Annotated in this window: 14 protein-coding genes; 5 read left to right on the top strand and 9 right to left on the bottom strand. The window is 60.8% G+C overall.

The window, feature by feature from the left end; genetic code table 11:
• Nucleotides 1-18 precede the first annotated feature (18 nt).
• The 7 genes from tolQ to aspS all read right to left on the bottom strand — a co-directional run bounded on the left by tolQ (nt 19) and on the right by aspS (nt 6,536).
• Entirely contained in the window at nt 19-714 is a 696-nt protein-coding gene (gene tolQ / locus ACN0X6_RS00615) for a protein TolQ (protein WP_417701236.1), read from the bottom strand.
• Nucleotides 715-716: 2 nt separating this feature from the next.
• A complete protein-coding gene (gene ybgC / locus ACN0X6_RS00610; RefSeq protein ID WP_417701234.1) occupies nt 717-1,169 on the bottom strand; it encodes a tol-pal system-associated acyl-CoA thioesterase in 453 nt (150 codons plus the stop codon).
• 53 nt (nt 1,170-1,222) lie between these two features.
• On the bottom strand, nt 1,223-2,275 hold the full coding sequence (gene ruvB, locus ACN0X6_RS00605) for a Holliday junction branch migration DNA helicase RuvB (RefSeq protein ID WP_160020679.1): 1,053 nt from the start codon (nt 2,273-2,275) through the stop codon (nt 1,223-1,225).
• 99 nt (nt 2,276-2,374) lie between these two features.
• Complete coding sequence (ruvA, locus tag ACN0X6_RS00600; RefSeq protein WP_160020680.1) at nt 2,375-2,980, bottom strand: Holliday junction branch migration protein RuvA; 606 nt, start codon at nt 2,978-2,980, stop codon at nt 2,375-2,377.
• 21 nt (nt 2,981-3,001) lie between these two features.
• Nucleotides 3,002-3,526 (bottom strand): crossover junction endodeoxyribonuclease RuvC, encoded by a 525-nt coding sequence (gene ruvC / locus ACN0X6_RS00595; RefSeq protein ID WP_017361755.1) that lies wholly within the window; start codon nt 3,524-3,526, stop codon nt 3,002-3,004.
• Between the two features lie 380 nt (nt 3,527-3,906).
• Entirely contained in the window at nt 3,907-4,656 is a 750-nt protein-coding gene (locus ACN0X6_RS00590; protein ID WP_160020681.1) for a YebC/PmpR family DNA-binding transcriptional regulator, read from the bottom strand.
• A gap of 104 nt (nt 4,657-4,760) precedes the next feature.
• A complete protein-coding gene (gene aspS, locus ACN0X6_RS00585; RefSeq protein WP_417701231.1) occupies nt 4,761-6,536 on the bottom strand; it encodes an aspartate--tRNA ligase in 1,776 nt (591 codons plus the stop codon).
• A 198-nt stretch (nt 6,537-6,734) separates the two neighbouring features.
• Here aspS and ACN0X6_RS00580 point away from each other — a divergent pair, with 198 nt between their 5' ends.
• The 4 genes from ACN0X6_RS00580 to ACN0X6_RS00565 all read left to right on the top strand — a co-directional run bounded on the left by ACN0X6_RS00580 (nt 6,735) and on the right by ACN0X6_RS00565 (nt 10,470).
• On the top strand, nt 6,735-7,853 hold the full coding sequence (locus tag ACN0X6_RS00580; RefSeq protein ID WP_417701229.1) for an HD-GYP domain-containing protein: 1,119 nt from the start codon (nt 6,735-6,737) through the stop codon (nt 7,851-7,853).
• Nucleotides 7,854-8,038: 185 nt separating this feature from the next.
• Entirely contained in the window at nt 8,039-8,509 is a 471-nt protein-coding gene (locus tag ACN0X6_RS00575) for a Dps family protein (RefSeq protein ID WP_013714439.1), read from the top strand.
• A 96-nt stretch (nt 8,510-8,605) separates the two neighbouring features.
• The gene (locus ACN0X6_RS00570) at nt 8,606-9,673 is read left to right on the top strand and encodes a GGDEF domain-containing protein (RefSeq protein ID WP_417701227.1); all 1,068 of its coding nucleotides are present in this window, start codon (nt 8,606-8,608) and stop codon (nt 9,671-9,673) included.
• Nucleotides 9,674-9,846: 173 nt separating this feature from the next.
• Complete coding sequence (locus tag ACN0X6_RS00565; RefSeq protein WP_417701225.1) at nt 9,847-10,470, top strand: cold shock domain-containing protein membrane protein; 624 nt, start codon at nt 9,847-9,849, stop codon at nt 10,468-10,470.
• A gap of 42 nt (nt 10,471-10,512) precedes the next feature.
• Here ACN0X6_RS00565 and ACN0X6_RS00560 read toward each other — a convergent pair whose 3' ends face one another.
• Nucleotides 10,513-10,719, bottom strand: coding sequence for a SlyX family protein (locus ACN0X6_RS00560; RefSeq protein ID WP_417701223.1), 207 nt, complete (start codon nt 10,717-10,719; stop codon nt 10,513-10,515).
• Nucleotides 10,716-11,147, bottom strand: coding sequence for an HIT family protein (locus ACN0X6_RS00555; RefSeq protein ID WP_417701222.1), 432 nt, complete (start codon nt 11,145-11,147; stop codon nt 10,716-10,718). Before ACN0X6_RS00555 ends, ACN0X6_RS00560 begins: the two co-directional genes overlap by 4 nt.
• 660 nt (nt 11,148-11,807) lie before the next feature.
• Here ACN0X6_RS00555 and ACN0X6_RS00550 point away from each other — a divergent pair.
• The gene (locus tag ACN0X6_RS00550; protein ID WP_417701221.1) at nt 11,808-13,088 is read left to right on the top strand and encodes an OprD family porin; all 1,281 of its coding nucleotides are present in this window, start codon (nt 11,808-11,810) and stop codon (nt 13,086-13,088) included.
• The last annotated feature ends 14 nt before the right edge of the window (nt 13,089-13,102 follow it).

Here is a 13,102-nt window from a genome sequence, read left to right as displayed (position 1 = left end):
CTGTCCTCTTCGCTCGCCTTAGTCTTCCGAGGTGTGCACTTTGCGGTGCAGGATGGCCTGGAACTCGTCGGCGAAGGTGTAGTAACGACCGATCAGCATCTCGCTGCGGGCAGAGAAGCGGTTGTAGGCGATAACCGCCGGAATCGCCGCGAACAGGCCGATGGCGGTAGCGATCAGCGCCTCGGCGATACCCGGCGCCACGGTTGCAAGCGTGGCTTGCTGCACCTGAGCCAGGCCGCGGAAGGAGTTCATGATGCCCCATACGGTACCGAACAGGCCGATGTACGGACTGGTCGAACCAACGGTGGCGAGAAATGGCAGCGCGGTTTCCAGCTTCTCTTCCTCGCGGGAGATGGCCACGCGCATGGCACGGGATACGCCATCCATCACCGCGTCCGGGTCAACGCCCTGCTGCTGACGCAGGCGGGAGAATTCCTTGAAGCCGGCACGAAAGATCTGTTCCAGACCGGAATCCGGATCGGGGTTGCTACCCGCCTGGCGATACAGTTTGGACAGATCGATACCGGACCAGAAGCGATCCTCGAAGTTGTCCAGGGCACGCTTGGCGGCGCGAATCGAATTACTGCGCTGGAAGATCATCACCCAGGAAATGACCGAAGCGGCCACCAGGGTCAGCATCACCAGCTGAACCACGAAGCTGGCGTTACTGATCAGACTCCACATCGACATATGGTCAACGGCGTTAGCTTCCACGCTTACTCTCCTGCTGCAATTAAGCCCGGCGCCTGCGTCCCGGCGAACGCGTGTCGCAGGCTCTCGGGAATGGCCCGGGGTTTCAAGTTGTCGGCGCGCACACAGGCCACCAGAAACTGCCCTTCGCAGAGCAGCACATCATCCGCAGCCCGCCTGACCTGTTGACGAAAACGCAGGCTGGCACGGTTCAATTCGATCACATCGGCGCTGATCACCAGTTCGTCATCCAGGCGCGCCGGCGCGTGATAACGCGCCTCGGCAGAATGCACGACGAACAACAGGCCCTCACCCGCAAGCGTCGACTGGGCATAACCCAGCTCACGCAGACGCTCGGTGCGAGCCCGCTCCATGAATTTGAGGTAGTTGACGTAGTAGACGATGCCGCCCGCGTCGGTGTCCTCGTAGTAGACCCGGCAACGGTGGCTGAACGGCTGCACTTCGTTTGGCGCGCGCATACTCTAGTCCCCGGCTTGCTGCTTGCCAATCCGGCCTGGCAACAATTTTTTCGTCATTCGTCACCTGCCGAGAAAAGATCGCCACCGGCCTGCTCGCCAGCGCGTTTGGGAATGTTCAGCCCGAAGTGCAGGTAGGCGTGACGGGTGACCACACGCCCGCGCGGGGTGCGCATCATGTAGCCCTGCTGAATCAGATAGGGCTCGAGCACGTCCTCGATGGTATGACGCTCCTCGCCGATGGCTGCTGCCAGGCTATCGAGCCCTACCGGACCGCCATCGAACTTCTCGATCATGGCCAGCAGCAGGCGTCGATCGGAGTGGTCGAAGCCACGCTCGTCGACATCCAGCAGGTTCAGTGCCTGATCGGCAGTGGCCTGGGAGATCTGTCCGTTACCGCGCACCTCGGCAAAATCGCGCACACGGCGCAACAGACGGTTGGCGATACGCGGCGTACCACGGGCACGACGGGCAATCTCGAAGGCGCCCTTGGCCTCGATGGGCAGGCCGAGAATGCCGGCCGAGCGCGAGACGATGGTGGCCAGGTCGTCGATGCCGTAGAACTCCAGGCGCTGGACGATGCCGAAACGGTCACGCAGCGGGTTGGTCAGCATGCCGGCACGGGTGGTGGCACCAACCAGGGTGAACGGCGGCAGATCCAGCTTGATCGAACGCGCGGCCGGGCCTTCGCCGATCATGATGTCGAGCTGGAAGTCTTCCATGGCCGGATACAGCACTTCCTCGACCACTGGCGAAAGTCGATGGATTTCATCGATGAACAGCACATCGCCGCTTTCCAGATTGGTCAGCAGCGCCGCCAGATCACCCGGGCGCTCGAGCACCGGGCCGGAGGTACTCTTGATCGAGCTGCCCATTTCCTGGGCGATGATATTGGCCAGGGTGGTCTTGCCCAGGCCTGGCGGGCCGAAGATCAGCGTATGGTCGAGCGCTTCCGCCCTGCCCCGTGCAGCCTGGATGAACAGCGCCATCTGCTCACGCACCACTGGCTGACCGATGTAGTCAGCCAGGCGCAGCGGACGAATGGCTCGGTCCTGCTGCTCTTCACGCTCACGCGGGCTGGAGGTAATCAGGCGATCGGCTTCGATCATCGAGGGGTTCCACTAAGAGTCCGTTGAATTGCGATGCAGGGGAAAACCGCGCAACGTTTTCCACCAGAAAACCGGTGGATGAAAAAGGCGTCATCCACCCTACGCCATGCCGCGCAGCGCGCGTCGGATCAAATCTTCACTGCTCAGACCGTCCTCCTTGACCACGGCAACTGCTCGACTGGCCTCCTGCGGCTTGTAGCCAAGGGATATCAGGGCACTGACGGCGTCATTCTCCGCGCTTGAGACTGCCTGAGCCAGTTGAGGTTCAACCACCAACGGCGCAATGGACGGTATCGACTCCCAGGCCTTGAAGCGATCCTTGAGCTCGACCAGCAGACGCTCGGCGGTTTTCTTGCCGACACCCGGGACCTTGACCAGGGCCGCCGTGTCCTGAGACTGCACGCAGCGCACCAGCTCGTCGACCTCAAGGCCCGACATCAGCGCCAGCGCCAGCTTGGGGCCGACGCCATTGAGGCGAATCAGCTCGCGAAACAGCTCACGCTCACGCTTTTCGAAGAAGCCATACAGCAGGTGAGCATCTTCACGCACCACCAGGTGAGCATGCAGGGTGACCGGCTCGCCCACCGCAGGCAGACGATAAAGGGTCGTCATCGGCACTTCCAGCTCATAACCGACGCCATTCACATCCAGAAGCAAATGCGGCGGCTGCTTCTCCGCCAGGGTGCCGCGCAAACGTCCGATCACCACTGCTTTCCTTTAATCCGATTACAAACGAAGACGGCCGCCACGCCGCTTGGCGCCGGCGAGCCCATGGGGAATGAGACTCTGTCGGTGATGGGCATGGCACAGGGCGATGCCCAATGCGTCGGAGGCGTCGATCTGCGGCTTCTGCACCAGCTTGAGCAGATGCATGACCATCATCTGCACCTGCTGCTTGTCCGCCGCCCCGGTGCCAACCACAGCCTGCTTGACCTGGGTCGCGGTGTACTCGCTGACCTCCAGCCCTGCCTCCACCGCCGCGACGATAGCGGCGCCACGCGCCTGCCCCAGCTTGAGCGCCGAGTCGGCATTGCGCGCCATGAACACCTGCTCGATGCCCATGGTCACCGGGCCATGGGTGCGAATCACCTCGCTGACGCCGCGAAAGACGATCTGCAGACGCTCGGCCAACGGCCCGTTACCCGTGCGAATGCAGCCCGACGCCACGTACTCGCAACCGCGTCCGGTATCGCGCACCACGCCATAGCCGGTAATACGCGAACCCGGGTCGATGCCTAGAATCAGGGTCATATCGGCAACTGTCTATTTATCCAGTTGGCGAGTATACGGGGCGCCCTCGTCGGCGTCATCTGCCAGCCGGTCAGCCTGATGAAAAAAGCCGGAAGCGCTGTGCAGCGCTTCCGGCCTTTTCATTGGTGGGGCGGCTGTAACCCGCCGTCATCAGCTTGGCGGGGTTCCCCCGCCCTACGAAACCGTCCCGGATTGCATCCGCGCGACAAGCTGCTTCAACCGAGCTGCTCCATGATCTCGTCGGGGTACTTCGGCATTGTGGTAGACGTTCTGCACGCCATCCAGGGCGTAGGGCGGGCTTCAGCCCACCAGGGTCGCTCTGCATGGTGGGCTGAAGCGGATAGCCGCCCGGCCCACCCTACGCATCCAAGCCACAAGCCTCAACCGAGCTGCTCCATGATCTCGTCGGAGACTTCGGCGTTGTGGTAGACGTTCTGCACGTCATCCAGGTCTTCGAGCATGTCGATCAGCTTGAACACCTTCTGCGCAGTTTCCAGGTCGGCAATCGGCGCACTGATCGAGGGGATCATGGCGATTTCCGCTTCCTCGGCCTTGAAACCGGCGGCGCTAAGTGCTTCGTTGACGGCATGGAACTCGGTGAAGCTGGTCGACACCAGGCCCGAACCGTCCTCGCCCATTTCCACGTCGTCGGCACCGGCTTCCAGCGCTGCTTCCATCAGGGCATCTTCATCGACACCCGGCGCAAAGCTGATCTGCCCCTTGCGGTCGAACATGTAGGCGACCGAACCGTCAGTCCCCAGATTGCCACCGCACTTGGTGAAGGCATGGCGCACTTCGGCAGCGGTGCGATTGCGGTTATCGGTCATCACCTCGACGATGATCGCCACGCCGCTCGGTGCGTAACCTTCGTAGCTGAACTCGACGACGTTGTCGGCTTCGTTGTTGCCGGCACCACGGGCGATGGCGCGATCGATCACGTCACGCGACATGTTGTTGGTCAGCGCCTTGTCCACCGCCAGACGCAGACGCGGGTTGTCCGCCGGAATCGGGCCGCCGTGCTTGGCGGCGACCGTCAGCTCACGAATCAGCTTGGTGAAGATCTTGCCGCGCTTGGCGTCCTGACGCCCCTTGCGGTGCTTGATGTTGGCCCATTTGGAATGACCAGCCATAACTCACTCCATCTATAAGGTTTCACAATTGCCGGGGCGTAAGCATTTGAGTCTCTCCACCCCATAACGAAGAAGCCTGGGATCACCAGGCTTCTTTTGCAGGCTTATTCGGCCTTGGCTTGCTCGCGCAGGCGGATATGCAGCTCGCGCAGCGACTTGTTGTCGACGATGCCCGGCGCCTGAGTCATGACGCAGGCCGCGCTCTGGGTTTTCGGGAAGGCGATCACTTCGCGGATCGAGCTGGCACCGGTCATCAGCATCACCAGTCGATCCAGGCCGAAGGCCAGGCCGCCATGGGGCGGTGCACCGTACTTCAGTGCATCGAGCAGGAAGCCGAACTTCTCCTGCTGCTCTTCTTCGCTGATGCCGAGCACACGGAACACGGTCTGCTGCATGGCCTTGTCGTGAATACGGATGGAGCCGCCACCCAGTTCGGTACCGTTGAGCACCATGTCGTAGGCGCGCGACAGCGCGGCAGACGGGTTGGCCTCCAGTTCCTCGGGGCTGCAGCTCGGCGAGGTGAACGGGTGGTGCATGGCGGTCAGGCTGCCGTCGTCGTTTTCCTCGAACATCGGGAAGTCGACGACCCACAGCGGCGCCCACTCGCAGGTCAGCAGGTTGAGGTCATGACCGAGCTTGATGCGCAGCGCGCCCAGGGCCTCGCTGACGATCTTGGCCTTGTCGGCACCGAAGAACACGATATCGCCATCGACAGCGCCCACACGGTCGAGGATGACATTGATGTTGTCCAGCGGGATATTCTTGACGATCGGCGACTGCAAACCGTCAACGCCGGCAGCGCGCTCGTTGACCTTGATATAGGCCAGGCCCTTGGCACCGTAGATGCCGACGAACTTGGTGTAGTCGTCGATCTGCTTGCGCGGCATGCTCGCCCCGCCTGGTACGCGCAGCGCGGTGACGCGGCATTTCGGGTCGTTGGCCGGACCGGCGAAGACCTTGAATTCGACGTCCTTGAGCTGATCTTCAACATCAACCAGTTCCAGCGGGATACGCAGGTCCGGCTTGTCCGAACCGAAGCGGCGCATGGCTTCGGCCAGAGTCATGTGCGGCAACTCGCCGAACTCGACATCCAGCACTTCCTTGAACAGGTTGCGCACCATGGTCTCGGTGATGTCCATGATGTCTTTTTCATCGAGGAAGCTGGTCTCGATGTCGATCTGGGTAAATTCCGGCTGACGATCAGCGCGCAGGTCTTCGTCGCGGAAGCACTTGGCGATCTGGTAGTAGCGGTCGAAGCCGGCGACCATCAGCAGTTGCTTGAACAGCTGCGGCGACTGCGGCAGGGCGAAGAAGCTGCCGGCGTGGGTACGGCTCGGCACCAGATAGTCGCGCGCACCTTCCGGGGTGGCGCGAGTCAGAATCGGTGTTTCCACGTCGAGGAAGCCGTTGTCGTCGAGGTAGCGACGGATGCTCGAGGTGATGCGCGAGCGCAGCTTGAGCTTCTCGGCCATTTCCGGGCGACGCAGGTCGATGAAGCGATAACGCAGGCGGGTTTCTTCGCCAACGTCGGTGTACTCATTGAGCGGGAACGGCGGGGTTTCCGCTTCGTTGAGCACTTCCAGCTCATAGCCCAGCACCTCGATGGCGCCGGACGCCATGTTCGGGTTGACCGCGCCCGCTGGACGCAGACGCACCTTGCCGGTGATCTTGACCACGTATTCGCTGCGCACGCGGTCAGCCTTGGCGAAGGTATCGGCACGATCAGGATCGAACACCACCTGGGCCAGACCTTCACGATCACGGATATCGAGGAAGATCACCCCGCCATGGTCACGGCGACGATGTACCCAGCCGCAAAGGGTGATTTCCTGGCCATCCAGGCTCTCGTTCAACTGGCCGCAATAGTGGCTGCGCATCATGATCGTGTTTCGCTTCTCTAAGGTCTTGGATAGGTCAGGCAGCCCCCAGCGCCCTGGGCAGGAGCTACACCACGGCGAACGTCCAACCGTACGCCGCGCTTCGATAAAGAGCGGGATTATATAGCGTAAATCGTCATGACGCAGCCGCTCGGCAGATGGCTTCTATAATGAAGGGCGCCTCCTGCCAGGAGAACGACCATGACCCACCCCCATCGCAGCGACCTGTCCAGCGATCTGCTGGAAGATTTTCGCCTTGACGCCGCCGAGCAGTTTCCCCGCTGCGAGCAACTGCTGATCGAACTGGAGCGAGCGCCAAAGAGCACGGAACGGTTGCGCGAGCTGTTTCGCCTGATTCATACGCTCAAGGGCAATCTTGGTTACGTCGAGCTCAACGAGCTGATGCCGCTGCCACAAGCCATGGAGGACGTACTCGATGCCCTGCGCTCGGGCCGCCTGACCTTCGACAGCCTGCTCGGGGACATACTGCTGCTCAGCCTCGACCATCTTCGCGCCCTGGTCGCTCAGGCACTGGGCGACGCCGAAGCCGCCCCGGACAACACGCAGGTCAGCCGACTCTGCGGCGCGCTTCAGGCGCTGGCCATGACGCCGAATGAGCGCCAGAGCGAGGTACGTCTCGAGCTGCTGCAGCAGATGGACCCCAGCACTCGCCTGCAACTCAGCGAAGAAGTGGAACCCAGCACAAGCGCGGCGCTGCTGGCACGCCACGCAATCGCGATCCAGCCCGACCTGCAGTTCTTTTGCGCACTGACCGAGGCCGCCGAACAGCGCTCACCCTACTGGCGAGGCCGCAACCTGCGCCTGCTGGAACTGGCACTGAGCATCAATGCAGCGGGCGGATACGCTGAGCAGCCAGAGCAACTGGCGGCCGCCGTCTGCCTGCATGATCTGGGCATGGCCTTCCTGCCGCTGGAGCTTCTGCACAAGCAAAGCCATTTCAGCCGCGAAGAACGACGCATGATGCAAGGCCACCCACGCCTGGCCAGCGACCTGCTCAAACGCATGCCTGAGTGGTCAGCAGCCATGGAGATCATCCTCCAGCATCAGGAACACGCTGACGGCTCTGGCTACCCCAAAGGCCTGCGCGAAAAGGAGATTGCCCCAGGCGCACTGATCCTGCATATCGTCGACACCTTTGACGCAAGGACCCATGAACGTGCACACCAGACCTTGAGCAAGCGCCCATTGCTACGCGCCATCCTGGAAATCAACAACCTTGCCGGCCAGCAATTCAGCGCCCATTGGGTGGAGGTGTTCAATCGCACCCTGCAGCAGAAGCCCGGGCTGGCGCACGGCTGAGCGAGCCTTGCGCCACACAGAGGATTGACGCCGCCAGAGCAGGATTTATTGAACCGTCCGCTATCAATAGCCTCTAAGCATCGCCTTCATTGATATAAGCCAAGATCATCTCGACGCCCTGCGTGTTAGGCTCTCACCAACATTGCGGGATAGACACCCTGGGCTCACCTGAAAGGAGAAAAACCATGGAAATCAATATCGGAATCGCCGAACAGGATCGCGCCGCCATCGCCGAAGGTCTCTCGCGCCTTCTGGCCGACACCTACACCCTGTACCTGAAGACCCATAACTTCCATTGGAACGTCACCGGTCCGATGTTCAACACCCTGCACCTGATGTTCGAAGGTCAGTACACCGAACTGGCCCTGGCGGTTGACGCAATCGCCGAACGCATCCGTGCACTGGGCTTCCCGGCGCCAGGCACCTACGCCGCCTACGCCCGCCTGTCCTCGATCAAGGAAGAGGAAGGCGTACCCAGCGCCGACGATATGATCAAGCAGCTGGTACAAGGCCAAGAGGCCGTCGTACGCACTGCGCGCGGCATTTTCCCGCTGCTGGACAAGGTCAGCGACGAGCCGACTGCCGACCTGCTGACCCAACGCATGCAGGTGCACGAGAAAACCGCCTGGATGCTGCGCAGCCTGCTCGCTGCTTGAGATACTCAGAGGCCCGGTGATCCGGGCCTTTTCATTAGGCAGGCAGCCTTGCCCTGATCTATGCTCTGGCCATTCGCCATTGAGTTTCCGACACCCATGAGTCAACCAGCCAAACCGCCCAGCATCATCGATCTGTATCCGGAGGAAACCCGCAAGGCGGCCGACCTCCTGAAGCAGGCCGTGCCGCTGATGATGCGCCACGACATCCCGCCAAATCCGCTGCACTACGCGCTGTGGTACACCTACAGCAGAGGCAGCGAACCTGAGCTCAACCGCCGCCTGGACAAGGTGGTGGAAGACTTCGACGTGTTCCCGCCGGAAACCGCCAGCCGGCTGTTTCGCGACTACATCATCCGCGGCGAGCTGGAAGAAGCCCGTGCCGGCCAGCAGCAGGTAATCGAGCTGGTCGATGATATCGAAGGCGACGTCTCACGCAGCGTGATCGGCGGCCTGCATTACCAGCAGAGCCTGAGCCAGGGCCTCAGCGCACTGCAGGAACCCATCGTCGACGATCTACCCAGCGTGCTCAGCGAACTGCAGGAAAGCACCCAGCTGATGCAGGATCAGCAGGAAAAATTCCTCTATCGCCTGCGCGCCGCACAGCAGGAGATCACTCACCTGCGCAGCCAACTGGAACGCGCACATCTGGCAGCAACGCTCGACAGCCTGACCCGCGTATTCAATCGCCATGCCTTTACCCGCCTGCTGGAGCGCGCCCTGAACGAGTCACAGCAGGGCCTGGCGCTGGTGATTCTGGATATCGACCACTTCAAGCAGTTCAACGACCAGTACGGCCATCCACTGGGTGATCGCGTACTGCAACACGTCGGACAACTATTGCGCGACCTGCTGCCACCAGAGGCCTTTGCTGCGCGCTACGGCGGCGAAGAGTTCTGCGTGGTGCTACGCAACTGCGTCAACCTCAACGAAGTTCTCGATTTCGCCGAACGACTGCGCCACAAGATCCAGTCACTGAGAATCAAGGTAAGACGAACGGACCAGGTTCTGGACAGCATCACCGCGTCCTTCGGCTGTACCATGACCGAAGAAGGCGACACCTTCGAATCCCTGCTCACCCGCGCCGATGACGCGCTTTATCAGGCCAAACGCGCCGGCCGCAATCAGGTCCACCCGATTACCAGCGAAACGATGCTAAGCGCTTGATTTGAGAAGCCCCCGCCTTTGCTGTTAAATAGCCTTGCACGCCGCATTACCGTTCTGCGGCGTCGCCAACCCTGTATACCGGCGCGCGTCGTTGCCGTTCGACTGGCAACCCTTACAAGCGCGCTCTCTCCGCAACACCTTGAGTCATCATTCAATCAGTGAGTTCATCGAAGATGTTGAAGATTGCCCATCTCGTGACAGGGTTTGCCGCCCTGCTGCTGTCTGCCGTACCCGGTTTTTCCACTTCGTTCCTGACCACCCCGGATGCCATCTATCTGGCCCTCATCGGCCTGCTCAACCTGCTTGCCGCAGCGCAGCAACAGAACGCCCACGCTGCGCGTCAACAACTGCTGGGACTGTCATCGGCTCTCTTGATACTGGCTGCCGTGGTACAGAGCCTGATCCTGCTTGCCCCGCTGCCAAGCATCGGTAGCCAACCCGCCATCTGGCTGCCGCTTCTGGCCCTGGTCATCGCCGTGGCACTGAACCTTGCAGCGCAACTGAACACGCAGCCGCGCAGCGCAGAGCAACGTCCGCCCGTGCCAAAAGCCAGTGTCAGCACCAGCGTGACTGCAGATGATCGCGAGACCGGCACGGTCAAGTGGTTCAACACATCCAAGGGATTCGGCTTCATTTCCCGCGACTCGGGTGACGATATCTTCGTGCACTTCCGTGCCATTCGCGGCGAAGGTCACCGCGTCCTGATCGAAGGCCAGCGCGTGGAGTTCTCGGTCATGCAGCGTGACAAAGGCCTGCAGGCGGAAGACGTGATCGCAGCAGCCCCTTCGCGGCGCTGAGCGGTACGCAAAGAAAAGCCCGGGAAACCGGGCTTTTTCATATCAGTAATGCGGTGGCGGCGCTTCATCTTCGGCAATATCCGCCTGACCACTCAACTCCTCCTGGCGTCGCGCCAGAACCGTCAATTGCAGCTGCATCCGCTCGATGCGCCTGTTCTGCTCGACCAGCTCATCGCTGAGCGCCTGAATGGTGTCATCCTGAAAAGCCAGGCGGCTCTCCAGCTCCATGATCCGCGACTCGAGGCTCATGCTGGCTCTCCGGCAAACTGAAAATCCTCGGTCAGCACCAGGCGCAGCTTGTCGATGATCCGTCGCACCTGCTGCCCGGCGTAAGGCTGCGCAGGATGGCGCCCCCACACCGGCGCGGGCCAGGCGACATCCTCACGTCGACGCACGATCACATGCATATGCAGCTGACTGACCACATTGCCGAGCGTGGCCAGGTTCATCTTGTCGGCGGCAAAAGTGTCCTTGAGGACCTCGGCCAGCAGCGTGGTTTCCTGCCACAGCTGACGCTGATCATCAGCGTCGAGCTGGAACAGCTCGCTGACCTCCTCACGCCGCGGCACGAGGATGAACCAGGGGTAATTGGAGTCATTCATCAGCAGCAAACGACACAGGGGAAAATCCCCGACCAGCAGGCAATCCTGCTGCAGACGCGAATCCAGAGCGAACATGACGGCTCTCCTCCTTTGAACGGATCAATCAAGCACAGCCCCAGCGAGGGCCGAGCAATGGCGCGCAGCATACGCTGGCTCAGTCGAGACTTCATCCGCCGACCACGCACCAACGCAAGGCAGCCTGAACACATACGCACCGCAGGCGTGCACCATTTTGTTTCTTCCCGTAATAGGTAGCGCCAAGCGTTACCGGGGCAGCAATATGAACGCAGGCGATATCGCCTGCCGCTGGCCCGACGCGAAGAACTGACACCGCTCAGGCAAACCCGCGCCGGACGCGGGATCAGCGTCGCTGCTCAATGCACTGCATGCCAGAAAATCATGGTTTTAGCGGGACATCCAGGTTTTGAGCACGACTTTTGCTATCTGTGAAAGCAATGCTCGGCGAGCCGTGCAGTCGATCAATAACAGCGGCCCCCAGACACCTCAGAGCCGCGAAAGCGTTGGCATAACGAAACGCAAGGGCAGAGCTACAGATTTGCGACATTCCTCCTAATGCGATGCGACACCAGCATGAACGAAGTCGTAACGAATAGACTGCAACTATCGCCAATATTGGCTGCGTGCTATAAGTTAGCGCCGACACAAAAAGAAAGAGCCGCCCATATAACAAAACAGTGGGCAGCGCAACTCTTCTAAACCAAAGGAGCAATCACGATGCAAGTGATGAAGTGGAGCGTAATCGCCCTGGCAGTAGCCGCGGGTACCAGCCAAATGGCCGTGGCTTCCAGCCAGTCCGAGTCCAACGGCTTTATCGAAGACAGCAGCTTCAACATCTTCAATCGCGTTCTGTACATGAACCGCGATTTCCGTAACGGCCCGAACGGCGCAAGCACCTCCGCCAACCCGGCTGGCTACCGTGAAGAAACCGGCCTGGGCATCCGCCTGCTGTACGAATCCGGCTTCACCCAAGGCACCGTAGGCGTTGGTTTCGACGCTCACTCCCTGAGCAGCATCAAGCTGGACAGCGGTCGCGGCCGCTACGGCAATGGCCTGTTCTCACAGACCGATGACGGTCGTGGCGACGATACTCAGACCGAAGTTGGCGGCGCCATCAAGTTCCGTATCTCCGACACCGTTCTGAAGTACGGCAGCCAGTTCACGGCCAGCCCGGTGTTCTCCACCGACGACAGCCGCATCCTGCCGGAAGTCACCACCGGTACTTACCTGGTCAGTAACGAAATCGAAGGTCTGGAACTGAGCGCTGGTCGCTTCACTGCCATGAGCAGCCAGACTGGCACCAGCCGCGATGACATCAACGGCAAGGGTGAAGCTGGCCTGAAGTATGCCAACATCGTGGGCGCTTCCTACTCCTTCACCGACGACCTGAGCGCAGCTTTCCATGCCTCCGATGTAGAGGACTACTGGAAGAAGTACTACGGCAACGTCAACTACAACCTGCCGCTGGCCGAAGAACAGGCTCTGAACTTCGACGTCAACATTTACAAGACCGACTACGACAAGAGCTACACCAACACCACCAGCGACCAAGACAACACCATCTGGAGCCTGGCAGCTGCCTACTCCATGGGCGCTCATACCTTCACCCTGGCACACCAGCGCTCTTCTGGTGACCGTGGCTATGATTACGGCGTCGACGGCGGTGGTACCGTTTGGCTGGCGAACTCGGTTCAATTCTCCGACTTCAACCAGAAAGACGAAAAATCCTGGCAAGCCCGCTACGACATCAACATGGCTGAGTTCGGCGTTCCTGGCCTGAGCTTCATGACCCGCTACATCCGCGGTACCGATATGGATGTGGGTACTGGCAGCAGCGAGCAAGAGCGTGAGATCGACGTCGAAGCCAAGTACGTGATCCAGGACGGCGCTGCCAAGGATCTGTCCTTCCGCATTCGTCAAGCCTTCTACCGCAACTCGTTCGAAGGCGACCTGAACGACTTCCGCCTGATCGTCGAATACCCGCTGAGCGTTCTGTAACTTCAGCGCTACTC

Source organism: Pseudomonas sp., from assembly GCF_048269965.1.
GTDB lineage: Bacteria > Pseudomonadota > Gammaproteobacteria > Pseudomonadales > Pseudomonadaceae > Aquipseudomonas.
This window is presented reverse-complemented; position numbering and strand designations above follow the sequence as displayed.

Coding starts and splice junctions, on each gene's coding strand:
- ACN0X6_RS00565 (WP_417701225.1), top strand. CDS start 9,847: ATGTTGAAGATTGCCCATCTCGTGACAGGGTTTGCCGCCCTGCTGCTG.
- ruvC (WP_017361755.1), bottom strand. CDS start 3,526: ATGACCCTGATTCTAGGCATCGACCCGGGTTCGCGTATTACCGGCTAT.
- ACN0X6_RS00570 (WP_417701227.1), top strand. CDS start 8,606: ATGAGTCAACCAGCCAAACCGCCCAGCATCATCGATCTGTATCCGGAG.
- ACN0X6_RS00555 (WP_417701222.1), bottom strand. CDS start 11,147: ATGTTCGCTCTGGATTCGCGTCTGCAGCAGGATTGCCTGCTGGTCGGG.
- ruvB (WP_160020679.1), bottom strand. CDS start 2,275: ATGATCGAAGCCGATCGCCTGATTACCTCCAGCCCGCGTGAGCGTGAA.
- ACN0X6_RS00575 (WP_013714439.1), top strand. CDS start 8,039: ATGGAAATCAATATCGGAATCGCCGAACAGGATCGCGCCGCCATCGCC.
- aspS (WP_417701231.1), bottom strand. CDS start 6,536: ATGATGCGCAGCCACTATTGCGGCCAGTTGAACGAGAGCCTGGATGGC.
- ACN0X6_RS00550 (WP_417701221.1), top strand. CDS start 11,808: ATGCAAGTGATGAAGTGGAGCGTAATCGCCCTGGCAGTAGCCGCGGGT.
- ACN0X6_RS00580 (WP_417701229.1), top strand. CDS start 6,735: ATGACCCACCCCCATCGCAGCGACCTGTCCAGCGATCTGCTGGAAGAT.
- ACN0X6_RS00590 (WP_160020681.1), bottom strand. CDS start 4,656: ATGGCTGGTCATTCCAAATGGGCCAACATCAAGCACCGCAAGGGGCGT.
- ybgC (WP_417701234.1), bottom strand. CDS start 1,169: ATGCGCGCGCCAAACGAAGTGCAGCCGTTCAGCCACCGTTGCCGGGTC.
- ACN0X6_RS00560 (WP_417701223.1), bottom strand. CDS start 10,719: ATGAGCCTCGAGTCGCGGATCATGGAGCTGGAGAGCCGCCTGGCTTTT.